The following is a 24,051-nucleotide window of genomic DNA, read 5'->3' as shown; positions in this document are numbered from 1 at the left end:
GCGCGGCCGAGACCCGAACACATCTCGGCGAAAACCGACAACAAGAACGAGCGGAAGCATCAGGAGGGTGAACTAGCTCCCGCGCAGACCTGGATGGTCGCTGATACAGCGCCATGGTCCTGCGCGTTCGGGGGTAGCACTCAGCAAGGGGGACAAGGCATCGATGCGCCCATTGTTGGCGGTGAGTACGGCTATCGACTGGCTGAACGAAAAGGTCGGTAGCGTCTGCAATATTCTGGTGCTCGCGGCCTGCGTGGTCAGCGCCGCAAATGCGATGATCCGGTATGCCTTCAGCTACAGCTCCAACAGCTGGCTCGAGACGCAGTGGTACATGTTCGCCGTCATCGTGATGTTCGGCTCGTCCTATACTTTCAAGCGCAACGAGCATGTGCGCGTCGAAATCCTCTACCTCATGCTGTCCGAGCGTGGCCAGCTGTGGCTCGACCTGATCGGGACATTGGTCTTCCTCGTCCCGGCGTGCCTGCTCCTCAGCTACCTCTCATGGGCGATGTTCTACAACTCGTTCATCATCGGAGAGATGTCCAACAACGCGGGCGGCCTCCTGCGGTGGCCGATCAAGTTCGTGCTGCCGGCCGGGTTCTTCATGGTCGCTCTGCAGGGCGTCTCGGAGGCCATCAAACGCGCCGCCGCCTTGCGCGGTGAAGTCACGATCGACGCAAAATATGAGCGGCCGACCCAATGATCACGATTGAGATGATGCCGCCGCTGATGTTCGGCGGGCTGGTCCTGGCCATGCTGATCGGATTTCCGGTCGCGTTCACGCTGGCTGCCCTCGGGCTTTCGTTTGGATTCCTCGCGATCCACGAGGGATTTTTCGGATTCAGCTTTCTCCAGGCCATTCCGGAGCGCATCTACGGCAGCGTTCTCGCCAACGAGCTGCTGCTGGCAATTCCGTTCTTCACGTTCATGGGCGCGATCCTCGAACGATGCGGCCTCGCCGAGGATATGCTGGATTCAATGGGGCAGCTGTTCGGCCCGGTTCGCGGCGGTCTTGGCTATTCCGTGATTATCGTCGGCTTCATCCTCGGTGCGATCACGGGGACGGTGGCGGCGCAGGTCATTGCGATGGCGCTGATCTCGATGCCGGTGATGATCCGCTACGGCTACAACATGCGCTACGTCACCGGCGTGCTCGCAGCCTCCGGCACCATTACCCAGCTGGTGCCTCCCTCGCTGGTTCTGATCGTGCTCGCGGACCAGCTCGGGAAGTCGGTCGGCGACATGTATCTGGGCGCCTGGGGCCCATCGATCCTCCAGATCGCACTCTTCGCCGGCTACACGTTTGCGCTGAGCGTGATCAAGCCGGGCCACGTCCCGGCGGTGCCCAAGGAAGCAAGGACGCTCACGGGCTGGGCGCTCTGGCGCAAATGCCTTCTGGGCATCATCCCGTCCGCCGTTCTGATCTTCGTGGTGCTCGGCACGATGATGCTTGGCCTTGCCACCCCGACCGAAGCGGGCGCGATGGGCGCCGTCGGCGCGATCGTCCTTGCAGTCATCCATCACAAGGATTTCAGCTCGGCTGGTCACAAGGTGCTGCTGGTCGGCGTTGCGGCGGCGGGCGTCGGCACGATCATCGGCATCTACCTCACGCCGAATCTGCCGTTCAAGATCGCGTTCGCGATTGCCTATCTCGCCGTCGCCTGGGTTTGCATCGAGGCCATCAGGATTCCGGACCTGCGCATGCTGGTCAAGCAGGGCTACGAGACCACGATGCGCATCACCTGCATGGTGACGTTCATCCTGATCGGATCGACCTGCTTCTCAATCGTCTTTCTCGGTTGCAACGGTGGGGTCTGGCTGGAGCACATGCTGACATCGCTGCCGGGCGGGGTCTGGGGCTTCCTGATCTTCATGAACCTGTTCATCTTCTTCATCGCCTTCTTCCTCGACTTCTTCGAGATCGCCTTCATCATCATCCCGATGATCGCGCCGATCGCGCAGAAGCTGCTCACCCCCGTGGTGGGGGCGGATGCCGCCTTGATCTGGTTCGGTGTCATGCTCTGCGTCAACATGCAGACCTCCTTCCTGCATCCTCCGTTCGGCTTTGCCTTGTTCTACCTGCGGGGCGTGGCGCCGAAAGAGGTCAAGAGCTCGGACATCTATTGGGGCGCGATGCCTTGGATCGGCCTGCAGGCGATCATGGTTGCGGTCGTCATCGCATTCCCGATCACGGTCACCGGGCTGCTGGATGCTCCCATCAAGGTGGATCTGGACAAGATCAAGATCGAAATTCCCGACGTCGAGCTGCCGCCGCCGCTCGATTTCGGCCAGCCGAAGAATTGAGAAAGGTCCCCGCCCGGGGATTGATCCCAAAATATTGCAGGGCTGTCGGTGACCTGCGAACGCTGCCCTTGCGCAGGGAGCCGCGGACCTCGATTGCGACGGCGCAACTGATCAGCAGGCTGGCGGAGTAGACGGTCGCGTCGCGCTGTGGCTAAGTCCAGGTCCAGAGCAGCGAAAGGGGAGCCCGATGCCGTATCTCCCATCTGGACATGACCGAGACTTCCGCGTCTGCAAGGTGCTTTCCGACCTGTTTTGCGCAATCTTGCTCGGGACCTTTTCCATCGTCTTCTTCGGCTGGGTCGGTGGCATTGTCGCGTTCGTTATCCTCGAAGCGTGCTTGATCGGGCTCGATTGGCTGATTCCGAGCGGCGACGACGCGGCTGGCGTTGTTCGCTAAGGGCAGCTCAATGGCCGAATCTCTCCCGCGACGGGATGGCCTCGCGATGAAGCGCAGCGCTACCGTCGCCGTCCTTTTCCTGCTCGCATCCGCCGCATTGGCCCAAAGCGCGCCGTAGGGCGGATTGGCGTAATCCGCCATCTTGTCTTGATGGGGCAGCTTCAATGCCCCGAGACGTACAGTCCGGATTATTTCCGGAGGACTGGGCAGGAGATAGCAGCACGGACGGTGCCTTTGGCGAACGTGCGTGAGCGTCACCAGCAGTCGGCGGATTACGCCTTCGGCTAATCCGCCCTGCGTAAACCAATCAGTAGGAATTGGTCCGCCCCGATTTTTGCGGCTCTGATTTGTTCTTTGAGAACGAAGTGGAGTCAGATGCGGAACGAAAGTGGATGGCTCGAAGCCGCCTCACATCGTCCGCTCCATCCGTCGCGCGCGATAGGCCTGCGGCGACATCAAGGTGAGCTTGCGGAACGCCTTGCGAAAGCTGCTCTCGTCCTCATAGCCGGTCGTGCGCGCGATCGCCTTGATCGGCTGCGTCGTCGACCTCCTGGTCGAGGTCGAAGGGCAGGGCAGCCCGGATTTCCGCCGCAACGTCTGGGTCAGGATCGAGGAGCAGGAGCCCACGCACTGGTCGCTCGGCGGCATGCAGCCGACAGCTGAGATCATCGCGAGCACGTTCGGCGCGATCGGGACGGACGGGGTGCGGATCGCGCGGCGCTAGCAGCGCGGAATGCGTGGGCGGATCAGCTCAAGGCATGGTCCGCCAGCCGCCGCCCCGTTGCTCAACCGATCTGCGGGGCGGTTTCCATTGCATCGCACAATCACGACAGGGGCCTGCACCAGCACACGGCTGCATTGAGGTTCGAGAGACCAACACCATATGCTCTGCAAGGGAGCCCTGCCGTGCAGACCATGAAGGCGGCCCTCGTTGCGGCGATTGGCGTCGTTGCTTTGATCTGCTGCCTCCTTCCCAGCTCAGCGGAGGAGAACAGCCGCCTTGCACTGATTGTGTCGATCGAGGGGGCCATTGGCCCTGCGTCGGCCAGTTACGTGAAGGAGGCCTTGGCCAAGGCAAGCGAACGGCGCGCCGAGGTCGTGCTTCTGAGAATCAACACACCCGGCGGTCTCAATTCCAGCATGCGCGAGATCATTGCGGATGTGCTGGCCTCGCCCGTCCCTGTCGTCGGTTACGTCGCTCCCTCCGGCGCCCACGCGGCGAGCGCGGGGACCTATATCCTCTATGCGACCCATATCGCGGCGATGGCGCCGGGCACCAATATCGGTGCGGCAACGCCGGTGCAGATTGGCGGACCGCTGCCGGGGCTGCCGAGCGGTACACCGGACAAGGGCAGCAAGGACAAGAAGGACGGCGACCAGCAGAGCGAGCCCAAGGATCAGTCCAAGGATCAGTTCAAGGATGCGATGACGGCAAAGGTGACCAATGACGCGGTTGCCTTCATCCGCAGCCTTGCGGAGCTGCGTGGCCGCAATGCGGACTGGGCGGAGAAGGCGGTCCGTGAGGCCGCCACTCTCTCTGCCAACGGCGCGCTGCAGTCCCATGCCATCGAACTCGTCGCGCGCGATCAGGCTGAGTTGCTGAGGCAGCTCGATGGCCGCGAGGTCGAGGTTGCGGGCGGCAAGACGCAGCGTCTCGCGACGAAGGATGCCGTCGTCGAAGCCATCGACCCCGGATGGATATCCCGCTTCCTGGCGGTCATCACCGATCCGAATGTGGCGTTCATTCTCCTGATGGTCGGCATCTACGGCCTGATCTTCGAGTTCATGTCTCCCGGGGCCGTCGCTCCCGGCGTGGTCGGCGCGATCTGCCTGCTGATCGGTCTCTATGCGCTCAATTTGCTGCCGATCAGCTATGCCGGCCTTGCCCTGATGCTGGTTGGCATCGTGCTTCTCACCGTCGAAGCCTTCAATCCGACGGTAGTGATCGGTCTCGGGGGGATCATCGCTTTCGTGCTGGGAGCGCTGATGCTCTTCAGGGTCGAGGCGCCCGGTTACCACCTGTCGTGGTGGGTGATCGGCATCACGGCAGCCGTGTTCGCCGGCTTTGCTCTGGTCGTGCTTGGTTCGCTTCGGCGTGCCGCCCGGGCTCCGGAGCGGGTCGGCGCGCAGGCGATGCGAGGCTTGCCCGCCGAGGTTCTCGACTGGAGTGGGAGCGAAGGTCACGTCTTCGCCCATGGTGAACGCTGGCAGGCGCGCGGCGCCGAAACGTTCAAGCCCGGAGAGACGGTCGAAGTCGCGAACGTCGTCGACCTGACGCTGCTGATACGGCGCGCACCGGCCAGGACCGGTGAGGGAGGTACATCATGATGCTGGAATATCTGACTTATGCGGCGCTTCTGCTGCTTGTCATCATGTTTCTATCCCAGGCCATTCGGATCCTGCGCGAATACGAGCGTGGCGTCATCTTCACGCTCGGCCGTTTCACCGGCGTGAAGGGCCCGGGCCTCATCATCCTCATTCCGGTCGTGCAGCAACTCGTCAAGGTCGACCTCCGGGTGATGGTGCAGGTCGTGCCGCCGCAGGACGTGATTTCGCGGGACAACGTGTCCGTCAAGGTCAACGCCGTTCTGTACTTCCGCATCGTCGATCCCGAACGTGCCATCATCAAGGTCGGCGATTACATGGCCGCCACCAGCCAGCTCGCGCAGACGACGTTGCGCTCGGTGCTCGGCAAGCACGAGCTCGACGAGATGCTTGCCGAGCGCGACAGGTTGAACGCCGACATCCAGGAGATCCTCGACAAGCAGACCGACGTCTGGGGCATCAAGGTGACCGGCATCGAGATCAAGGACGTCGATATCAACGAAACCATGGTGCGCGCGATTGCCAAACAGGCCGAGGCGGAGCGCCTGCGGCGTGCCAAGGTGATCAATGCGATGGGCGAGCAGCAGGCTGCCGAAAAGCTCGTCGAGGCCGGCCGGATTCTCGCGCAGGAGCCGCAGGCGATGCAGCTGCGTTACTTCGCGGCCCTGCACGATATCGCGGGCGAACGGTCGTCGACCGTGGTCTTTCCGCTGCCGACGGGCTTGCTCGACCATTTTATGCCGCGGCGGGATAATCCTTAGCGACAAGCATTGGGCTGACCCATCTTCGGCCCCATTGGGCGTGTCGAATATCGCTCCCAACTTGAACGGGAGGAGAATTCGATGACGAAGCATGCCTCAAGACCTGCAATCCACCGCCGAAATCGGCCATTAATCCTCGCCGTTCCGCTGATCGCCCTCGCACTTTGGTCGTGGGGGATTGCCACGGCGCAGGCCGCGGAATCGGGCAGCCTGCCGCGCATTCTTGTGCTTGCGACCGGCGGCACCATCGCAGGCCAGGCCGACGCGCGAGCGACCGGCGCCTACAAATCCGGCCAGATCTCGGGCGAGCAACTGATGCAATCGGTGCCGGGGCTGGACAAGCTCGCGAAGCTGAATGCCGAGCAGATCTCGTCGATCGGATCCCAGGACATGAACGACAAGGTCTGGTTTGCGCTGGCCCGTCGCATCCAAGAGGCCTTCGACAAGAACGAGGCCGATGCAATCGTCATCACCCACGGCACCGACACGCTGGAGGAGACCGCGTTCTTTCTCGACAACGTGGTGCGCGGCGACAAGCCGGTGGTGATCGTCGGCTCGATGCGGCCGGCGACGGCGGTGAGCGCCGACGGTCCCGGCAATCTCTACGAAGCGGTGCAGGTGGCGGCCGACCCGCGCTCGCGCGGCCGCGGTGTGCTGGCGGTGCTGAACGACAAGATTCAGGGCGCGCGCTCGGTCACCAAGACCAACACCACCAGCATCGAGACGTTCAGTTCCGCCAATGACGGGCCGGTCGGCTATGTCGACACCGCCGGCGGCATTCGCTTCATGGCGCAGGCTCCCGGCTTCAAGCGCGCGACCTACCAGCTTCCGGCCGGCGAGCAATTGCCGCGCGTCGCGATAATCTACTCGCACGCCAACATGGACGCCGTTCCGATCGAGGATGCCATTGCGCACGGCGCCAAGGGCATCGTGCTGGCCGGCGTCGGCGACGGCAACACCTCGAAGCCGGCGCTCGATGCGCTCGAAGCGGCGGCCAAGAAGGGCGTCATCGTGGTTCGCTCGACGCGGGTTCGCTCGGGTTTCGTCACGAGGAACGTCGAGGTCGACGACGACAAGAACGGCTTCGTCGTGTCCGAGGACCTCAATCCGCAGAAGGCGCGCGTGCTCACGCAATTGCTGATCGCGGGCGGCGTGACGGCGCCGGCCGAGCTGCAGAAGGCTTTTACGGCGACCTGGTAGCGGGCAGGTCGTACACGCTACGATTCAAACGAAAAGGCGCTCCTTGCGGAGCGCCTTTTGCTTGTCGCAGACGTCCGGGCTGCTTAGCCCGAATAGTACATCTCGAACTCGACCGGATGCGGGGTCATTTCGAAGCGGGCGACTTCGGTCATCTTCAGCTCGATATAGGCGTCGATGAAGTCGTCGTCGAACACGCCGCCGGCCTTGAGGAAGCCGCGGTCCTTGTCGAGGTTTTCCAGCGCCTCGCGCAAGCTACCGCACACGGTCGGGATCTGCTTCAGCTCTTCCTTCGGCAGGTCGTAGAGGTCCTTGTCCATCGCCGGACCCGGATCGATCTTGTTCTTGATGCCGTCGAGGCCGGCCATCAGCATCGCGGCGAAGCCGAGATACGGGTTGGCCATCGGATCGGGGAAGCGCACCTCGACGCGCTTGGCCTTCGGCGAAGCGGTGTAGGGGATGCGGCAGGAGGCCGAGCGGTTGCGCGCGGAGTAGGCGAGCAGCACCGGCGCCTCATAGCCCGGGACCAGACGCTTGTAGGAGTTGGTCGACGGGTTGGTGAAGGCGTTGATCGCCTTGGCGTGCTTGATGATGCCGCCGATGTAATGCAGGCAGGTCTCCGACAGGTCGGCGTATTTGTTGCCGGCGAACACCGGCTTGCCGTCCTTCCAGATCGACTGGTGCACGTGCATGCCCGAGCCGTTGTCGCCGAAGATCGGCTTCGGCATGAAGGTGGCGGTCTTGCCGTAGATGTGCGCGACCTGGTGGATGCAGTACTTGTAGATCTGCATGTGGTCGGCCATCAGCGTCAGCGTGTCGAACTTCATGCCGAGCTCGTGCTGGGCGGACGCGACCTCGTGGTGATGCTTCTCGACCTTGACGCCCATCTTGGCCATGGCGCCGAGCATCTCCGAGCGCATGTCCTGCACCGAGTCCTGCGGCGGCACGGGGAAGTAGCCGCCCTTGGTGCGGATGCGGTGGCCGAGATTGCCGCCTTCATATTCGGTGTCGGAGTTGGTCGGCAGCTCCGAGGAGTCGAGCCGGAAACCGGTCTTGTAGGGCTCTGCCGAATAGCGCACGTCGTCGAACACGAAGAACTCGGCTTCGGGGCCGACGAACACGCTGTCGCCCACGCCCATCGACTTCACCATGGCCTCGGCCTTCTTGGCGATGCCGCGGGGGTCGCGGTTGTAGGGCTCGCCGGTGGTCGGCTCGAGCACGTCGCAGGTGATGACCATGGTGGTCTCGGCGAAGAACGGGTCGATCGTCGCGGTGACCGGATCGGGCATCAGGCACATGTCGGACTCGTTGATCGCCTTCCAGCCGGCGATCGAGGAGCCGTCGAACATCGTTCCTTCGGCGAAGATGTCATCGTCGATCATGCTGACGTCGAACGTCACATGCTGCCACTTGCCGCGCGGATCGGTGAAGCGCAGGTCGACGTACTTGACGTCGTTGTCCTTGATCGATTTCAGGACGTCTTTGGCGGTCTTCATGCATACCCCTTTTGGCTCTGCGGGTCGGTTTCCAGATGAGCAAAATTATTCTCGCTCGGGCGAGTTTTGCGCGACCGCACAAACGAAATCAGGCCGCCGAAGCAGCCTTCTTTCTAGTCGGAGTGTCGCAAAATTCGGGATAGCACCCGGCTCAGATAGCGTCCAGCCCGGATTCGCCGGTTCGGATGCGGATCGCCTCTTCGATGTTGGAGACGAAGATCTTACCATCGCCGATGCGACCGGTCTGCGCTGCACGACGGATGGCGTCGATGGCGCGCTCGACCAGATCGTCGCCGATCACGATCTCGATCTTCACCTTGGGCAGGAAGTCGACGATGTATTCTGCGCCGCGGTAGAGCTCGGCGTGCCCCTTCTGCCGGCCAAAGCCCTTGGCTTCGGTGACGGTGATGCCCTGAAGGCCGACTTCCTGAAGCGCTTCCTTCACCTCGTCGAGCTTGAATGGCTTGATGATGGCTTCGATTTTCTTCACTGCGCGCCTCCCGGCCTTTCGATCAAATAGCAACGTCTTCGTCAGGATGCGCTTTTCTTAACGCACGATCTTGTCTTCGCTATGCCGGGATCCCTGACCAATCCGGCAACAACGGCCGGCCACACTTTGATAAATGCCAGTGAGCACGACGAACCGAAGCGGCTTCCTCGAAAGCAGGGTCTATGCCAAGTTGCAAATGCCCTGATTATTGGAGCGTTATCAGCCTTTTAACGAGCATCTCTGAGTAGTGGTGCCGACCTGCACAAAATACCGAAGACTACGAAATAGGCAAACGGTTCAATATGTGTGCAGATCGATGTTCCCGAGGGTGGGGCGGCACGGAACGTGCCTGTTGAAAAGGCGTTTGGACCAGGGAAGTGGCATGGAAGTTCTGACCACCGCTGAAATGCAGCGCGCCGACCAGCTCACCATCGCGGCCGGCACGCCCGGTTTCAAGTTGATGCTGAGCGCGGGCCAGGCCGTCACTGATGCCGCCCAGGCGCTGGTGGAGGAGGGGCCGATTCTGATCGTGGCCGGCCCCGGCAACAATGGCGGTGATGGGTTTGTCGCAGCCGCCGAGCTCGCCGCGCAGGGGCGGGAGGTCTCAGTCATCCTGATGTGCGAGCGCGACCAGCTCCAGGGCGACGCGGCCTCCGCCGCGCGCGGCTGGAAGCACCCGGTGCTCCCGTTCAATCCGCAGGCGATCGGACGGCCGGCGCTGATCATCGATGCGCTGTTCGGCGCAGGCCTCAGCCGTCCCGTCGATGGCGAGGCGCGCGCGATGATCGAGGCGATCAACGCCAACGGCGCCCCCGTGCTCGCGGTCGACCTGCCGAGCGGCATCAACGGCACCAGCGCGGGGGTGATGGGCGCGGCGGTGAACGCCACCGAGACCGTCACCTTCTTTCGCAAGAAGCCGGCGCATCTCTTGCTCCCCGGCCGGATGCATTGCGGCCGCGTGCGCGTCGCCGACATCGGCATCGACGCGCAGGTGCTCGACGAGATCGCGCCGCAGACGTTCGAGGACGATCCGGATGTCTGGGGCGCCGCTTTTCCGGTGCCGCGTATCGACGGCCACAAATACGCGCGGGGGCATGTGTTGGCGGTCTCCGGCGATGCGGCGGCGACCGGCGCTGCGCGGCTGGCCGCGCGCGGGGCACTGCGGGCAGGGGCAGGCCTGGTGACGCTGGCAAGCCCGCGCGAAGCGCTCGCGATCAACGCGGCCGCGCTCACGGCCGTCATGATTCGCCCCGTCGATACCGTCGTCGAGTTCGGCGAGCTGCTCGGCGACAAGCGCTACAACACCTGCATGATCGGTCCCGGCGCGGGTATCGGAGAGCGCACCTGCGATCTCGTTCACACCGCGCTCAGTGCGCAGCGTCGTCTGGTGCTCGATGCCGATGCCCTGACGAGCTTTGCCGCAACCCCCGAGCGCCTGTTCGAATCGATCAAGTCATCAAAAGACAATGCGGTGGTGCTGACCCCGCACGAGGGCGAATTCCCGCGCCTGTTCTCCGACCTCAGCAACAAATTTCCGGGCCGCTCCAAGCTGGAGCGCGTGCGCGATGCCGCCGAGCGCTCCGGCGCCGTCGTGCTCCTGAAGGGACCCGACACCACGATCGCCGCCCCCGACGGCCGCGCCACCATCGCGGCCAACGCGCCGCCCTGGCTCGCCACCGCGGGCGCCGGCGACGTCCTCGCCGGCATCATCGCAGGGCTGCTAGCGCAAGGCGTGCCGGCGTTCGAGGCCGCCAGCATCGGCGTCTGGATGCATGGCGAGGCGGGACGCGAAGCCGGGCCGGGCCTGATCGCGGAGGACCTGACCGAGACGCTGCCGGCCGTGCACCGGCGGATTTATGATGCGCTGGGGGTGGAGTACTGAGCTGTTCGCTACGGCGGGTAGGCTGGGTAGTGCGCAGCGAGACCGATCCTACAAGAGATCACTCCACCCCTTACCACCGCAGCGTCCCGTAGGGTGGGCAAAGCGAAGCGTGCCCACGTGCCTGCCGAAAAATTAAAAATGGTGGGCACGGCGCGAAGAGCGCCTTTGCCCACCCTACGGAGCCGAGCGTTGAGTGCGCTTAGCTCACTCCACCCCATACCAGCGCACCAGCCGCGGCGCGGCCCAGTCCGTGACGACGGATTCGAGCAGCCATTGTCCGGATGCGGTCGCCGCGAAGGCGATGCGCTGGGTCTGGCCGGGCTCGACCGCGAGCGTGTCGAGCCAGTAGGGCTTCCAGCCGTCGTCGAGCTTGTCGAGCAGGCGGAAGTGGTGGCCGTGCAGATGGAAGACGGTCGACATTGGGCCGGGGTTCTTGAGGGCCAGCACGACGGTGCGGCCGGGCTTAGCGCGGAAGGCCGGGGCGGAGGATCTGGAGAAGTCGGCACACCGTGCCCACCCAGCATCGGCTGCGCCGAGCGCGACATCGAACCGCAGGGCGCCTCTGAGATCGAGCTTGTCGGGCAGGTCGTTGGAAGGGAGCGCCTGCGGCGGCAACAGCGGCGCGCGGCGCTCCAGCCTGCCGGAGACGGCAAGCGAGCCGATCGGATGCGCCTCCTTGCCGTCATGGAGCAGAATCGGGGCCGAGCTGGCCGCATCCACGATGGCATCGGCACGCCCGCCCGGGGCCAGGATCAGAGCGCCATTGCGCGCCGGAAACGGTTCGGCTGGTTGTCCGTCCAGGGCCATCACCCGGACGTCGTGGTTTTCTAATTTGATCGCCAGAACAGTGCGTTGGGAGCCGTTGATAAAGCGCAGCCGCAAACGCTCACCAGCTGCAGCTGAGAGTTCAAATGAAGTCTGTCCATTAAGCGTATAGAGCGGCGTCGCGTCCTTTGGAGCGCGTCCCGGGGGGAGTGCGGTGCCGTCTGACCGCAGCCGCCACTCCTCGATCAGCAGGACCTCGTCGCGATCGACGATGCCCGTGTTTGCCTCCTGCGCGATGACCGGAAGCGGGCGCGCAGGCCGCGTCAGGACGTCCTCGAACAGGCGGAAGTCCGCCAGCAGGGTTCCCGCGCTTGGTACTGAAATAATTGAGGTTTCGGTCGTCCCCGGCGGGGCGGGCGCGCGCCCGCGCAGCGGGTCGGCCGCGGCTGGGCCATTGAGGCCGTACCAGGTTGGGGCAAGCGGGACAGGCAGGTCGTTGCGAAACACCACCTCGCAGCGATCTCCGCGCTTGAGACGGACGTTTCCGAGGTGGCTTACGGCGGCCAGCTCCCAGATTGGTGTAGCGGGCTGACCCGGCCTGAGAGCCAGGGTTTGCGGCCTTGCCTGAAGGGAAAGCTGGGCGGTCAGGGCCGGCGCGGCACTGCTGGCGACCAACCCGGCCGCCGAGGTGCCAAGGCCGGTGCCAAGCCCGGCGGCAAGGCCGGCCAAAAGCTCACGTCGGGTCGGGTCAAAGAACCGCGTTTTCATGGGCCGATCCGGACCACGCCACGCTGGATAAGTCCAGCCATCGTGCCTACGTAAAGCCTGCCTCCATCGGGCCATTTTTTTGCTGCGAACAGTCAGGCACATGTTATAAGCCCGGCCGCCCGCGGCATCGCGGCCGGTTTGGATGCAAATTCACGCGGGCGTGGCGGAACTGGTAGACGCGCTGGATTTAGGTTCCAGTGACGAAAGTTGTGGGGGTTCGAGTCCCTCCGCCCGCACCAAGCGCTTATCGCGTTTGCACGGATTACGAGACCTGCTTTCGCGCGGAGTTTGTCCGCCGGGAGCCGGTTCGATGAAGCACCGGCGTTGAGGCGTTTGCCTCGCGCTGGATCGATTGATGACAGCGTCCCGATGCATGCGCGCCGGGACCGAACGAGAAGAAGATTGGACGCCATGCAGGTCACAGAGACCCTCTCGGAAGGTTTGAAGCACGAGTTCAAGATCAGCGTTCCCGCGTCTGATCTCGACGCCAAGGCTGGTGCCAAGCTCGTTGACCTCAAGGACAAGGTCCGCATCAACGGCTTCCGTCCCGGCAAGGTGCCGGTTGCTCACCTGAAGAAGGTCTACGGCCGCTCGGTGATGGCCGAGACCATCGACCAGACCATCCGCGACACCAACACGCAGCTGTTCTCCGAGCGCGGCTTCCGCCTTGCGACCGAGCCCAAGATCACCATGCCGAGCGAGCAGGCCGAGGTCGAGGAGCTGCTGAGCGGCAAGACCGATCTGACCTACACGGTTGCGATCGAGGTGGTGCCGGCGATCGCGCTCGCCGACTTCAAGTCCTTCCAGGTCGAGAAGCCCGTCGCCGACGTCACCGACGCCGATGTCGACGAGGCGATCAAGCGCATCGCCGACACCAACCGCGGCTATGCCGCGAAGGCCGAGGGCGAAAAGGCCGCCTCCGGCGACCGCGTCACCATCAACTTCAAGGGCTCCATCAACGGCGAAGTCTTCGAGGGCGGCACCGGCGAAGGCATCCAGGTCGTGATCGGCTCCAACACCTTCATTCCCGGCTTCGAGGAGCAACTGATCGGCATCGGCGCGGGCGAGACCCGCACGCTGAAGGTGTCGTTCCCGAAGAACTACATGAACGACAAGCTCGCCGGCCAGCCGGCCGAGTTCGAGACCACCGCGACCTCGATCGAGGCGCCGCAGGACATCGCGATCGACGACGAGTTCGCCAAGACGCTTGGCCTGGAATCGCTGGACAAGCTCAAGGAAGCCGCGCGCGAGCGTCTGAACGTCGAGTTCGCCGGCGCGACGCGCCAGCGCGTCAAGCGCGCGCTGCTCGACCGCCTCGACGAAGCCCATCGCTTCGAGGCGCCGCCCTCGCTGGTCGACGAGGAGTTCAATCTGATGTGGAACTCGGTCAAGGCCGAGATGGACTCCGCCGGCAAGACCTTTGCCGACGAGGACACCACTGAAGACAAGGCCAAGGAGGAGTACCGCAAGATCGCCGACCGCCGCGTGCGGCTCGGTCTCGTGCTCTCCGAGATCGGCGAGAAGAACAAGATCACCGTGACCGACGACGAGGTCGGCCGCGCCGTGATCGAGCGCGCCCGCTCGATGCCCGGCCGCGAGAAGGAGGTCTGGGACTATTACCGCAGCAACGCCCAGGCGTTGGCCCAGCTCCGTGCACCGATCTATGAGGACAAGGTCGTCGACTTCATCCTCGAGCTCGCCAACGTGACCGAGAAGAAGGTCTCGCGCGAGGACCTCTACAAGGACGACGAAGCGGAAAAGACCGCGGCCTGAGGCCCGTTCCGATACCATCGGAATGGGGCTCTGAGGCAGCCATCCATTAAGGATGATCAGCGAAGAGGCCCAGCTAGCCAGATGGCCGGCTGGGCCTCTTTGTGCGAATCAGCTTCAACTGCCCGACGGATTAAGCCTTAATGCGCTCCGCACTTGTCAGGCGCGAATTGGGCTATATCTGTCGGTACGCCTTCTACCTCTACCAAGTTCCTGCATCACGGGACGTCCATCGGCCTTCAGCAGATCCAGCTCAAACTGGCAGTCAAGCCTGGCGATGTCCGCCTCTTAAAAACCCTAGGTGACTCATGCGCGATCCGGTTGAAACCTACATGAACCTCGTGCCCATGGTGGTCGAGCAGACCAACCGTGGCGAGCGCGCCTACGACATCTTCTCGCGCCTCTTGAAGGAGCGCATCATCTTCCTGACCGGTCCGGTCGAGGATGGCATGTCGACGCTGGTCGTCGCACAGCTGTTGTTCCTCGAGGCGGAAAATCCGAAGAAGGAAATCTCGATGTACATCAATTCGCCGGGCGGCGTGGTGACGTCGGGCCTTGCGATCTACGACACCATGCAGTTCATCCGCCCGCCGGTCTCGACGCTGTGCACGGGGCAGGCGGCCTCGATGGGCTCGCTGCTGCTCGCCGCCGGCGAGAAGGACATGCGCTTCTCGCTGCCGAACGCGCGCATCATGGTGCATCAACCCTCCGGCGGCTTCCAGGGCCAGGCCACCGACATCATGCTGCACGCGCAGGAAATCCTGAACCTGAAGAAGCGGCTCAACGAGATCTACGTGAAGCACACCGGCCAGACCTACAAGGCGATTGAGGACGCGCTGGAACGCGACAAGTTCCTGACCGCAAGCGACGCCAAGGAGTTCGGCCTGGTCGACAAGGTCATCGACAAGCGTGCCGAGGAACCGGCGGCGGCGAAGGCCCCGTAGCACTACTGGGGCTCTGCGGCGATCCCTTGTCAGGCCCTTGGGCAACTCCTTGGGATCGCCTCATACTGTCAGTTGGCGTTCACGCTATGGACGCGTGCGCGCGTCGCAAAACGGTATTTGCGCCCTGCGACAAGCAGAAAGTTCCGCTTTCGTGCTTGTTTTTCGTGGTAATCCAGCAACGCCGGGGTGATTTCGATCACTTCGCCCGTGCCAAGACCGGAAATCACGGTATTGTCACGGGTAGCCGGCGACCCCCGATTAGCGAATTCTTGATAGTCGGGTGACAGCATGGTTGGCTACGATTGATCGGCTATGATCGCGGAGAATCGAGTGACCGTGATTCGCACGGGATGTAACGCGTAGGGTCTTTTTTGGTACGGAATTTGCTCTACTTAAGCTTCATGCCGACCACCGTGTCGGAATGGAGCGATCGAGCGGAACGGGATCGAACCGCGGACGGAGACATGAATGAGTAAGGTCGGCACGAGCGACTCCAAGAACACGCTATATTGCTCGTTCTGCGGCAAGAGCCAGCACGAAGTCCGCAAACTGATCGCGGGTCCCACGGTCTTCATCTGCGACGAGTGCGTCGAGCTCTGCATGGACATCATCCGCGAGGAAAACAAATCCTCGCTGGTCAAGTCGCGCGACGGCATTCCGACGCCGAAGGAAATCTGCAAGGTCCTGGACGACTACGTGATCGGCCAGAGCCATGCGAAGAAGGTCCTGTCGGTCGCGGTGCACAACCACTACAAGCGCCTCAACCACCAGACCAAGCACAACGACGTCGAGCTCGCGAAGTCGAACATCCTGCTGATCGGTCCGACCGGCTCGGGTAAGACGCTGCTCGCGCAGACGCTCGCCCGCATCCTGGACGTGCCGTTCACCATGGCCGATGCGACGACGCTGACCGAGGCCGGCTATGTCGGCGAGGACGTCGAGAACATCATCCTGAAGCTGCTCCAGGCCGCCGACTACAACGTCGAGCGCGCCCAGCGCGGCATCGTCTACATCGACGAAATCGACAAGATCAGCCGCAAGTCCGACAATCCCTCGATCACGCGCGACGTGTCGGGTGAGGGCGTGCAGCAGGCGCTGCTCAAGATCATGGAAGGTACGGTGGCTTCGGTCCCGCCGCAGGGCGGCCGCAAGCATCCGCAGCAGGAATTCCTGCAGGTGGATACCACCAACATCCTGTTCATCTGCGGCGGTGCCTTCGCCGGCCTCGAGAAGATCATCTCGGCGCGCGGACGGTCGACCTCGATCGGCTTCGCGGCCCAGGTGATGGCGCCGGAAGACCGCCGTACCGGCGAGATCTTCCGTCACGTCGAGCCTGAAGACCTCCTGAAGTACGGCCTCATCCCCGAGTTCGTCGGCCGTCTGCCGGTCGTGGCGACGCTCGAGGACCTCGATGAGACCTCGCTGAAGAAGATCCTCACCGAGCCGAAGAACGCGCTGGTGAAACAGTACCAGCGGCTGTTCGAGATGGAGAACATCGAGCTGACCTTCGCCGACGAGGCGCTTGGCGCGGTTGCCCGCAAGGCGATCGAGCGCAAGACCGGTGCGCGGGGCCTTCGTTCGATCCTCGAGGCGATCCTGCTCGAGACCATGTTCGATCTGCCGGGCCTGGAAGGTGTGGAAGAGGTCGTGATTTCGCGCGAAGTCGTGGAAGGAACGGCGCGTCCGCTCTACATCTACGCCGATCGGTCCGATCGCGCCGTCGAGAACGCCAGCGCCTGATCTTTCGGCGCTGGAACGCTCCAATTGTATCCTCAAACTGGGCTGCGGAAATGTATCTCCGCAGCCGGTGTTGCGTCGCTTACCGCGTTGCGTAAGCGCCTGATGGCGCGCGTTTTTCAATGACTTGACACCCCCCGGGTCGATAGCCACCTAATGTCGGCGGCGAGCGAAAATTCTCTTCCAGATTCGCCTCAGTTCCGATCCGGCGAGCCGGTCCAACGCGATAAACGGACCGATCGGTTTTGCGGATCACCTCGGCACCTTGTGGCGGTTGCGCATGAGCATGGCGGGCTGCGTGCAAGGGGGCAAAGCAAAAGGAAAAGGCCATGACTAATCCAAAACCCCGGCCAACCATCGTTCATGGCGAAACGCACGCCTATCCCGTGCTGCCGCTGCGCGACATCGTCGTCTTCCCGCACATGATCGTTCCGCTCTTCGTCGGTCGCGAGAAGTCGATCCGCGCGCTCGAAGAGGTGATGAAGAACGACGCGCTGATCATGCTCGCGACGCAGAAGAACGCGTCCGACGATGATCCGGCGCCCGACGCCATTTACGAGACCGGTACGCTTGCCAGCGTGCTGCAGCTCTTGAAGCTTCCCGACGGCACCGTGAAGGTGCTGGTCGAAGGGCTCGAGCGTGCGCGCGTGCAGAAATACACCGATCGCGCCGACTATTACGAAGCGACCGCCATTGCGCTGGCCGATACCGATGCGAAGTCGGTCGAGGCGGAAGCGCTGGCGCGCTCGGTCGTGTCCGACTTCGAGAGCTATGTGAAGCTCAACAAGAAGATCTCGGCCGAGGTCGTCGGCGTCGTGCAGGCGATCACCGATTTCGCCAAGCTCGCCGACACCGTTGCCTCGCATCTCGCGGTCAAGATCGCCGATCGCCAGGGTATCCTGGAGACTCTGTCCGTCACCACGCGCCTGGAGAAGGTGCTGGGTCTGATGGAGAGCGAGATCTCGGTGCTGCAGGTCGAGAAGCGCATCCGCTCACGCGTCAAGCGCCAGATGGAGAAGACCCAGCGCGAGTATTATCTCAACGAGCAGATGAAGGCGATCCAGAAGGAACTCGGCGACGACGACGGTCGCGACGAGCTCGCCGATCTCGAAGAGAAGATCGCCAAGACCAAGCTCTCCAAGGAAGCGCGCGAGAAGGCGCAGCATGAATTGAAGAAGCTGCGCCAGATGTCGCCGATGTCCGCGGAAGCGACCGTCGTGCGCAACTATCTGGATTGGCTGCTGTCGATCCCGTGGAACAAGAAGTCCAAGGTGAAGAAGGATCTGGAAGCGGCGCAAGCCATCCTGGACTCCGATCACTACGGGCTGGAGAAGGTCAAGGAACGTATCGTCGAGTACCTGGCGGTGCAGTCGCGCGCCAACAAGCTCACGGGCCCGATCCTGTGCCTCGTCGGTCCTCCCGGCGTCGGCAAGACCTCGCTCGGCAAGTCGATCGCGAAGGCGACGGGGCGTGAGTTCGTGCGCGTCTCGCTTGGCGGCGTGCGTGACGAGGCCGAGATCCGCGGTCACCGCCGCACCTATATCGGCTCGATGCCCGGCAAGATCATCCAGTCGATGCGCAAGGCGAAGTCGTCCAATCCGCTGTTCCTGCTGGACGAGATCGACAAGATGGGCGCCGATTTCCGCGGCGATCCGTCCTCGGCTCTACTCGAGGTCCTCGACCCCGAGCAGAACGGGACCTTCAACGACCACTATCTCGAGGTCGACTACGATCTGTCCAACGTGATGTTCATCACGACCGCGAATACGCTCAATATTCCAGGCCCGCTGATGGACCGCATGGAGATCATCCGGATCGCCGGCTACACCGAGAACGAGAAGGTCGAGATCGCGCGCAAGCATCTGATCCCGAACGCGGTGTCCAAGCACGGCCTGGACTCCAAGGAGTTCTCGATCGACGACGACGCGCTGCTGCTTCTGATCCGCCGCTACACCCGCGAAGCGGGCGTGCGTAACCTGGAGCGTGAGCTCTCCACACTCGCCCGCAAGGCGGTGAAGGAACTGATGATCTCCAAGAAGAAGTCGGTCAAGGTCACCGAGAAGACTCTGGAAGAGTTGCTCGGCGTGCCGAAGTACCGCTTCGGCGAGATCGAGAGCGAGCCGCAGGTCGGCATCGTCACCGGCCTTGCCTGGACCGATGTCGGCGGCGAGTTGCTGACCATCGAAGGCGTCATGATGCCCGGCAAGGGCAAGATGACGGTCACGGGCAATCTACGTGACGTGATGAAGGAGTCGATCTCGGCGGCGGCGTCCTACGTCCGCTCGCGCGCGATCAATTACGGCATCGAGCCGCCGATGTTCGATCGCCGCGACATCCACGTGCACGTGCCGGAGGGCGCGACGCCGAAGGACGGTCCGTCCGCGGGCGTCGCCATGGCCACCGCGATCATCTCGGTCATGACCGGCATCCCGGTCCGCCACGATGTCGCGATGACCGGCGAGATCACGCTGCGCGGCCGGGTGCTGCCGATCGGCGGCCTCAAGGAGAAGCTGCTGGCTGCGGCCCGCGGCGGCATCAAGACGGTGCTGATCCCCGAGGACAACGCCAAGGATCTCACGGAGATTTCCGATGCGATCAAGGGCGGCATGGAGATCATCCCGGTCTCGCGCCTCGACGATGTCGTCGCCAAGGCGCTGGTGAAGAAGCCGGTGCCGATCGTCTGGGAAGAGGACACCAAGGTGACGGTGAAGCCGGACGGCGATGAAGCCGCCGGCGGCCTGACCGCTCACTGAGGCTCAGCGAAAAGATGATAGAACGGCGCCTTCGGGCGCCGTTTTTGTTTTGGGGGCAGGGGGAGGAGGCCGATGCAGGTCGACGGGCAATGCCATTGCGGGACAATCACCTTTGAGGCAGAGGTCGATCCGGAGGCCGTCTCGGTCTGTCACTGCACCGATTGCCAGACGCTGACCGGCTCGCCGTTCCGGGTGACCGCCGTCTGTGCCGGCGCTGATGTCCGCCTGACCGGCGGCACACCCAAGATCTACGGCAAGCGCGGCGACAACGGCCGGATGCGCTTCCAGCACTTCTGTGCCGATTGCGGTTCCCCGCTGTTCACCAGCGGCGAGGGCGACCAGGCCGATGATTGGGGCATCCGTTGGGGCTCTATCCGTCAGCGCGACAAATTGCGCCCCGTCAGGCAGATCTGGTGCCAGTCGGCGGCGGTGTGGATCGACGCGGTGCCGCTGCTGCCGGGGAGGCCGCAGGATTGAGGTTGGCTTGCCGAGCCGAAGCTCGCGGCTCAGAGCCCGCCTTCACCACGAGCACCAATGCCGGCCTGCCGAGCCGAAGCTCGCGAAGCGGGCGAAGGCTGGTGGGCGGTCACGGATTCGAACCGCGGACCCTCTCGGTGTAAACGAGATGCTCTAACCAGCTGAGCTAACCGCCCCACGGCGCCTCTTTAGCGCCTCGGCGGGTGTCGGAGCAAGGGCCGAGCGCGCCCGAGGAGGCGGCGATCGTGCTCGCCGCCGCTGCGCAACGCCTCGGCCCGGAACCCCGCCTGATTGTCAGGCTGTCTTGGTGAACATCGTCAGGACACCATCGGCGATGTTGATCGCGACGACTTGTGACGAGCTCAAGCCCTTGGCCTTGAGCACGGAGGCTGCTTGCGGTGTGGCGTCGATGGACTGCCGGAGCGACTGGATGTCCTTGTCGCTTGTGTGCGCCACGAGTTCATCGACCTTCGCGCGCACGGCCGGCTGCAATTCCTTGACGTCCACAACCTGTATGCTCCGGATTTCCGTGCTGGACTGCGTGGACGGCTGTTCCGCGCCCGGTTGCGACGATGCGCCCTGTGCCTGCACCAGAGCCGGTGTTCCGAGACAGAGAGCTGCAACGATGACGGATGCCGTGAAGCTGCGCATGGTCATGCCTTTTCCAGTTTGAGGAATGGCGAAACCTATCGACGAAATCTGGTTGGCATCTGATTCCGATGTGGCCATTCGGTGAAACCAATGCGGCCGTAATGCGCGCGGATGAGACCGGCTACGTCGGGTCCGGAGCCCAAAGCGAAACTCAGTTGCAGACTTCCACGTTTGTGTATCCGCCCATATTCCCCTTCGCAAAGAGCGCCGGCGAATTGCCTTCGAGGCGGCAGCCGGGCCGGACCGGACGGCAGCCGGCCTGTCCGCACACGATCTGCCCGCTCGATTGCGGTTTGGACGGAGCAGCTTCGGTCTTCTTGCGTTCCGTGTCCCGTGCGGGCGCGTCGTCGCGCTTGGCGACCGGCTTCTTGTCCTGCACCTTCTCGCATTCGTTGTCGTCATTGACGCGGTAGCCAGCGCGACAGGTGATCTTCACGCAGGCATCGCCATCGGCCTTGAAGCCATGGTCGCAGACCAGCGGGCAGACGCGTCCCGGCTTAGCCTTGATCGCATCCAGCGCATCGAAGCTCGCGAGCTTGGCATCGAACTTCGTGCCGGCGTATTTGTTGAACAGCGTCAGCGAACGTTGAGACGAAGCGTTCCAGTCGCCATCCGCGGAGGCGGAGAGACAGCCGACGCGGCGCAGCTCCGACTGAACCAGCTTCGTCGTTTCCTGCGGCGACATTGTCGGCGGGGTCGAAGAGGGCGCTATCGCTGCGACCTTCTGGTCCGCGCTGGCAGAGGCCTGTTTCTCCGCGGCCAGCTTTGCGGCCGTCTCGGCGGCGGCCTTGTCGTTCGCCAGCTTCTCGGCGAGCGCCTTCTCCGCGGCTTGCTTTTCGGCCATTGCCTTCGCGACTGCCGCCTCGGCGTCCTTCCGTCGTTGCTCCGCAGCCGCGGCCTTGGCCTCCTCGATCTGCTTGGCCTTCTCGGCAGCGAGACGCTTCTCCTCGGCCGCCTTGGCCGCGGCTGCCGCCTTCTCCTGTTCGGCCTTGTTGGCGCGCTCGGCGGCGAGGCGGGCCTTCTCCTCTTCCGCCTGCCGGGCCTTGTCTGCCGTGGTCGCACGGGTTTCCTCGGCGGCGATCTTGTTCAACTGGCCTTTGGCGAGATCGGTATAGAAGCCGCTCGGAAAGCGGTTGAGGAAGGCGGTCCATCCGTCGCGTGTCCCAAGCTGAAGCGCCAATTCGTAGTCGCGCCGAATCTCGCTATCGGGATTTGCTTGGGGCCCGGCGACGACAGGCTTCGCCGCGATCAGCGGCATGTCGTCGCCGCCGAGCGAGCCGTAGACATAGGGCTCCTGCTTGTAACCGGTGCTCTTGAGCACGTCGTCACGGACGAAGCCGAACGCCTTGCGCAGGTCGAGCCCCGGCGTCGGCAGCCGCTCCACCAGGGCTGCGGCAAACGGGCTGTTCTTGGAGTCGCCGTCCGAGGCCGTCGAGCCGGCCTTGGCGGCGAAGGCGATCATGGTGTTCGGGCTGGTCGGCTCGACCTTGGCAAGGCCGCGGCCGATGGCGCGCGCGGCGATCGTGCGCTTCATGGTCTTGGCAAAGGGATTGTCGCGGCAGGCATCGAGGATGACGAGGCGGAGCTGCTTGGCCGGTTCGACCGCGAACAGCGCGCGGTCCAGCGGCAGCGTCTCGTCGAGGACGTCGCTGTCGGTCTCGAGCGTGGCATCGGTGGGGATCAGATAGTTGGTGCCGTCGAGCTCGATGCCGTGGCCGGCATAGTAGACGACGGCGACGTCGGCCTCACGCGCTTTGCCACCGAAGTCGCGCAGCGCGCGCCGCATCTCGGCAGCGTTGAGATCGAGCTTGATGTCGACGAGGTCGAACCCGGCCTTCTTCAACATGCCGCCGACCGCCGAGGCATCGTTGACCGGGTTGGTCAACCGAGGCGCGCTCTTGTAGGCGGAATTGCCCATCACCAAGGCGACGCGCTTTTCAGCGTGCGCCGATCCGCAGCCCAGGCAGAATATCGTCAGAAAAAATAGAAAAATCCGAATCGCGCCCATTGCAGCCCCAAATCGCAATGTGATCAGAGTAGTCGCAGTGTGCCCTGGAGGCAAAGGCGCCTAATGTGACGAACATCACAGGCGCCCGTACCGGCATCGGCCAATGTCCGCCCGCAAGTCACAACGGAGGGTTGGCCAATGTGTGCTCTGCTCGATCTCATCTACCGACATGTCTGCCGGGCTTGTCTGCGGCAAGCGCGACGCATCAGCCAGGACCGTTCGACCAGCGTAATCTCGTAATTCCGGGCCCGGAGCGCGACCAGCCTTAACTCCTTGAAGGGTGCGCCCGCCATCCCGACGTGGTATCGCCCCTGAGTGGTTGCAAAACCGCGACGGGATGGGCATCGCGAATGGGAATGACCGGGAACACCATGCAGCAGCCAAGCGGCCACGAGCAAAACGCCGACCAGATCGCCTATTGGAACGGCCCGAGCGGCCAGCGCTGGGCCGATCGCCACGCGGCGCAGGAGAGCCTGCTCGGACCGATTGCCGACGCGCTGATCGACCGCGCCAAGCCAAGGCCCGGTGAGCGCGTTCTCGATGTCGGCTGCGGCTCCGGCGCGACGACGTTCGCGTTCGCCCAAGCGGTGGCGCCCGATGGGTTCGCGCTCGGCCTCGACGTGTCCGAGCCGATGCTGTCACAGGCGCGCGCGTTTGCGCCAAAGGGCCTGCCGCTCGATTTCGTGCTGGCCGACGCCACCGTGCATCGGTTCGAGCCGGCGAGCTTCGATCTCTTGGCCTCGCGCTTCGGCGTGATGTTCTTTGCCGATCCCATTGCCTCCTTCACCAACTTGCGGCGCGCGCTGAAGCCGACCGGGCGGCTCGCCTTCGTATGCTGGCGCGAGCCGAAGGAAAATCCGTGGATGATGGCGCCGCTGATGGCGGTCTACAAACACGTGCCGAAGATGCCGCCGGTCGGGCCGGAGGAGCCGGGCCCGTTCGCTTTCGCCTCGGAAGAGCGCGTGATGCGCATCCTGAAAGGAGCGGGTTTCGTCGACATGGCGATGGAGCCGCGCAATCTGGCTATGGATGTGGCGATCGGCGGCGGCCTCGATGCCGCGGTTGATGGCGCCTTGCAGATCGGCCCCGCCAGCCGCGCGCTGCAGGGACATCCGCCGGAGACGTACGCAGCCGCGAAGGCGTCGATCCGCGAGATGCTCGCGCCGTTCCTGAAGGGGCAATCGGTTTCGCTGCAGGGCGCGATCTGGATCGTGACCGCGAAGGCGGGGTAGGATTCGCCGCCTCGCGACGTCGTGTGGCGTACTGCCACACACTCCGTGTCGTTCCCGCGCGCGTGAACCCATAACGCAGGGAGAACTTTGGCGC

At 63.7% G+C, this 24,051-nt stretch carries 20 protein-coding genes and 2 tRNA genes; 13 read left to right on the top strand and 9 right to left on the bottom strand.

Translation table 11 applies throughout. The features are described 5' to 3' along the window. The first annotated feature begins 163 nt into the window (after nucleotides 1-163). Entirely contained in the window at nucleotides 164-703 is a 540-nt protein-coding gene (locus GGD66_RS05950; protein WP_092257388.1) for a TRAP transporter small permease subunit, read from the top strand. Next, nucleotides 700-2,304, top strand: a complete 1,605-nt coding sequence (locus GGD66_RS05945) for a TRAP transporter large permease subunit (RefSeq protein ID WP_183257073.1) — start codon at nucleotides 700-702, stop codon at nucleotides 2,302-2,304. The genes GGD66_RS05950 and GGD66_RS05945 overlap by 4 nt, the downstream gene beginning before the upstream one ends. 151 nt (nucleotides 2,305-2,455) lie before the next feature. On the opposite strand, the gene GGD66_RS05940 is transcribed toward GGD66_RS05945, so the two are convergent. Continuing rightward, nucleotides 2,456-2,842 carry a hypothetical protein gene (locus tag GGD66_RS05940; protein ID WP_177237145.1) on the bottom strand — a complete coding sequence of 129 codons (387 nt, stop codon included), beginning with the start codon at nucleotides 2,840-2,842 and terminating at the stop codon, nucleotides 2,456-2,458. A gap of 267 nt (nucleotides 2,843-3,109) precedes the next feature. Next, nucleotides 3,110-3,370 (bottom strand): helix-turn-helix domain-containing protein, encoded by a 261-nt coding sequence (locus GGD66_RS41265; RefSeq protein WP_246788767.1) that lies wholly within the window; start codon nucleotides 3,368-3,370, stop codon nucleotides 3,110-3,112. A gap of 237 nt (nucleotides 3,371-3,607) precedes the next feature. Between GGD66_RS41265 and GGD66_RS05930 the strand changes: the two genes are divergently transcribed. From GGD66_RS05930 to GGD66_RS05920, 3 genes are all read left to right on the top strand, one after another. Then, a complete protein-coding gene (locus GGD66_RS05930; protein WP_183257072.1) occupies nucleotides 3,608-5,029 on the top strand; it encodes a nodulation protein NfeD in 1,422 nt (473 codons plus the stop codon). Further along, nucleotides 5,026-5,787, top strand: coding sequence for a slipin family protein (locus tag GGD66_RS05925; protein WP_018320108.1), 762 nt, complete (start codon nucleotides 5,026-5,028; stop codon nucleotides 5,785-5,787). The genes GGD66_RS05930 and GGD66_RS05925 overlap by 4 nt, the downstream gene beginning before the upstream one ends. An 81-nt stretch (nucleotides 5,788-5,868) precedes the next feature. Then, complete coding sequence (locus tag GGD66_RS05920) at nucleotides 5,869-6,987, top strand: type II asparaginase (RefSeq protein ID WP_183257071.1); 1,119 nt, start codon at nucleotides 5,869-5,871, stop codon at nucleotides 6,985-6,987. An 83-nt stretch (nucleotides 6,988-7,070) separates the two neighbouring features. On the opposite strand, the gene glnA is transcribed toward GGD66_RS05920, so the two are convergent. Together glnA and GGD66_RS05910 are read right to left on the bottom strand one after the other, a co-directional pair. Continuing rightward, complete coding sequence (glnA, locus tag GGD66_RS05915; protein ID WP_018320110.1) at nucleotides 7,071-8,480, bottom strand: type I glutamate--ammonia ligase; 1,410 nt, start codon at nucleotides 8,478-8,480, stop codon at nucleotides 7,071-7,073. A 151-nt stretch (nucleotides 8,481-8,631) separates the two neighbouring features. Beyond that, on the bottom strand, nucleotides 8,632-8,970 hold the full coding sequence (locus tag GGD66_RS05910) for a P-II family nitrogen regulator (RefSeq protein ID WP_007603495.1): 339 nt from the start codon (nucleotides 8,968-8,970) through the stop codon (nucleotides 8,632-8,634). A 382-nt stretch (nucleotides 8,971-9,352) separates the two neighbouring features. On the opposite strand from GGD66_RS05910, the gene GGD66_RS05905 reads away from it, so the two are divergent. Next, complete coding sequence (locus tag GGD66_RS05905) at nucleotides 9,353-10,852, top strand: NAD(P)H-hydrate dehydratase (protein WP_183257070.1); 1,500 nt, start codon at nucleotides 9,353-9,355, stop codon at nucleotides 10,850-10,852. Between the two features lie 204 nt (nucleotides 10,853-11,056). Here the strand turns inward: GGD66_RS05905 and GGD66_RS05900 are convergent, their stop codons facing one another. Further along, a complete protein-coding gene (locus tag GGD66_RS05900; protein WP_183257069.1) occupies nucleotides 11,057-12,385 on the bottom strand; it encodes a multicopper oxidase family protein in 1,329 nt (442 codons plus the stop codon). A gap of 154 nt (nucleotides 12,386-12,539) precedes the next feature. Here GGD66_RS05900 and GGD66_RS05895 point away from each other — a divergent pair. The 3 genes from GGD66_RS05895 (at nucleotide 12,540) to GGD66_RS05885 (ending at nucleotide 15,099) form a co-directional block, all read left to right on the top strand. Continuing rightward, a tRNA-Leu gene (locus GGD66_RS05895) sits at nucleotides 12,540-12,624 on the top strand. A 172-nt stretch (nucleotides 12,625-12,796) separates the two neighbouring features. Then, entirely contained in the window at nucleotides 12,797-14,158 is a 1,362-nt protein-coding gene (gene tig / locus GGD66_RS05890; protein ID WP_092257370.1) for a trigger factor, read from the top strand. Between the two features lie 305 nt (nucleotides 14,159-14,463). After that, entirely contained in the window at nucleotides 14,464-15,099 is a 636-nt protein-coding gene (locus GGD66_RS05885) for an ATP-dependent Clp protease proteolytic subunit (RefSeq protein WP_183257068.1), read from the top strand. Between the two features lie 68 nt (nucleotides 15,100-15,167). Here the strand turns inward: GGD66_RS05885 and GGD66_RS05880 are convergent, their stop codons facing one another. Next, a complete protein-coding gene (locus GGD66_RS05880; RefSeq protein WP_143109056.1) occupies nucleotides 15,168-15,389 on the bottom strand; it encodes a hypothetical protein in 222 nt (73 codons plus the stop codon). A gap of 178 nt (nucleotides 15,390-15,567) precedes the next feature. On the opposite strand from GGD66_RS05880, the gene clpX reads away from it, so the two are divergent. The 3 genes from clpX (at nucleotide 15,568) to GGD66_RS05865 (ending at nucleotide 20,066) form a co-directional block, all read left to right on the top strand. After that, on the top strand, nucleotides 15,568-16,839 hold the full coding sequence (gene clpX, locus GGD66_RS05875; protein ID WP_018320118.1) for an ATP-dependent Clp protease ATP-binding subunit ClpX: 1,272 nt from the start codon (nucleotides 15,568-15,570) through the stop codon (nucleotides 16,837-16,839). Nucleotides 16,840-17,165: 326 nt separating this feature from the next. Then, nucleotides 17,166-19,589: an endopeptidase La gene (gene lon, locus GGD66_RS05870; protein WP_018320119.1), complete on the top strand. Its 2,424-nt coding sequence runs from the start codon at nucleotides 17,166-17,168 to the stop codon at nucleotides 19,587-19,589. Nucleotides 19,590-19,661: 72 nt separating this feature from the next. Then, a complete protein-coding gene (locus tag GGD66_RS05865; RefSeq protein WP_092257367.1) occupies nucleotides 19,662-20,066 on the top strand; it encodes a GFA family protein in 405 nt (134 codons plus the stop codon). Between the two features lie 99 nt (nucleotides 20,067-20,165). Here the strand turns inward: GGD66_RS05865 and GGD66_RS05860 are convergent. From GGD66_RS05860 to GGD66_RS05850, 3 genes are all read right to left on the bottom strand, one after another. Next, a tRNA-Val gene (locus GGD66_RS05860) sits at nucleotides 20,166-20,242 on the bottom strand. 118 nt (nucleotides 20,243-20,360) lie between these two features. Next, nucleotides 20,361-20,723, bottom strand: a complete 363-nt coding sequence (locus GGD66_RS05855; protein ID WP_018320121.1) for a hypothetical protein — start codon at nucleotides 20,721-20,723, stop codon at nucleotides 20,361-20,363. 145 nt (nucleotides 20,724-20,868) lie between these two features. Continuing rightward, nucleotides 20,869-22,725: a caspase family protein gene (locus tag GGD66_RS05850; RefSeq protein ID WP_183257067.1), complete on the bottom strand. Its 1,857-nt coding sequence runs from the start codon at nucleotides 22,723-22,725 to the stop codon at nucleotides 20,869-20,871. A gap of 371 nt (nucleotides 22,726-23,096) precedes the next feature. Between GGD66_RS05850 and GGD66_RS05845 the strand changes: the two genes are divergently transcribed. Further along, nucleotides 23,097-23,957, top strand: a complete 861-nt coding sequence (locus tag GGD66_RS05845) for a class I SAM-dependent methyltransferase (protein ID WP_183257162.1) — start codon at nucleotides 23,097-23,099, stop codon at nucleotides 23,955-23,957. Nucleotides 23,958-24,051: the final 94 nt, after the last annotated feature.

The sequence above is a fragment of the Bradyrhizobium sp. CIR48 genome, assembly GCF_014198315.1.
Classification (GTDB): Bacteria; Pseudomonadota; Alphaproteobacteria; order Rhizobiales; family Xanthobacteraceae; genus Bradyrhizobium.
This window is presented reverse-complemented; position numbering and strand designations above follow the sequence as displayed.

Excerpts from the sequence above, each read along its gene's own strand:
- GGD66_RS05950 (WP_092257388.1), top strand. The coding sequence starts at position 164 with ATGCGCCCATTGTTGGCGGTGAGTACGGCTATCGACTGGCTGAACGAA.
- GGD66_RS05945 (WP_183257073.1), top strand. The coding sequence starts at position 700 with ATGATCACGATTGAGATGATGCCGCCGCTGATGTTCGGCGGGCTGGTC.
- GGD66_RS05940 (WP_177237145.1), bottom strand. The coding sequence starts at position 2,842 with ATGGCGGATTACGCCAATCCGCCCTACGGCGCGCTTTGGGCCAATGCG.
- GGD66_RS41265 (WP_246788767.1), bottom strand. The coding sequence starts at position 3,370 with ATGATCTCAGCTGTCGGCTGCATGCCGCCGAGCGACCAGTGCGTGGGC.
- GGD66_RS05925 (WP_018320108.1), top strand. The coding sequence starts at position 5,026 with ATGATGCTGGAATATCTGACTTATGCGGCGCTTCTGCTGCTTGTCATC.
- GGD66_RS05920 (WP_183257071.1), top strand. The coding sequence starts at position 5,869 with ATGACGAAGCATGCCTCAAGACCTGCAATCCACCGCCGAAATCGGCCA.
- glnA (WP_018320110.1), bottom strand. The coding sequence starts at position 8,480 with ATGAAGACCGCCAAAGACGTCCTGAAATCGATCAAGGACAACGACGTC.
- GGD66_RS05905 (WP_183257070.1), top strand. The coding sequence starts at position 9,353 with ATGGAAGTTCTGACCACCGCTGAAATGCAGCGCGCCGACCAGCTCACC.
- GGD66_RS05900 (WP_183257069.1), bottom strand. The coding sequence starts at position 12,385 with ATGAAAACGCGGTTCTTTGACCCGACCCGACGTGAGCTTTTGGCCGGC.
- tig (WP_092257370.1), top strand. The coding sequence starts at position 12,797 with ATGCAGGTCACAGAGACCCTCTCGGAAGGTTTGAAGCACGAGTTCAAG.
- GGD66_RS05885 (WP_183257068.1), top strand. The coding sequence starts at position 14,464 with ATGCGCGATCCGGTTGAAACCTACATGAACCTCGTGCCCATGGTGGTC.
- GGD66_RS05880 (WP_143109056.1), bottom strand. The coding sequence starts at position 15,389 with ATGCTGTCACCCGACTATCAAGAATTCGCTAATCGGGGGTCGCCGGCT.
- clpX (WP_018320118.1), top strand. The coding sequence starts at position 15,568 with ATGAGTAAGGTCGGCACGAGCGACTCCAAGAACACGCTATATTGCTCG.
- lon (WP_018320119.1), top strand. The coding sequence starts at position 17,166 with ATGACTAATCCAAAACCCCGGCCAACCATCGTTCATGGCGAAACGCAC.
- GGD66_RS05865 (WP_092257367.1), top strand. The coding sequence starts at position 19,662 with ATGCAGGTCGACGGGCAATGCCATTGCGGGACAATCACCTTTGAGGCA.
- GGD66_RS05855 (WP_018320121.1), bottom strand. The coding sequence starts at position 20,723 with ATGACCATGCGCAGCTTCACGGCATCCGTCATCGTTGCAGCTCTCTGT.
- GGD66_RS05850 (WP_183257067.1), bottom strand. The coding sequence starts at position 22,725 with ATGGGCGCGATTCGGATTTTTCTATTTTTTCTGACGATATTCTGCCTG.
- GGD66_RS05845 (WP_183257162.1), top strand. The coding sequence starts at position 23,097 with ATGCAGCAGCCAAGCGGCCACGAGCAAAACGCCGACCAGATCGCCTAT.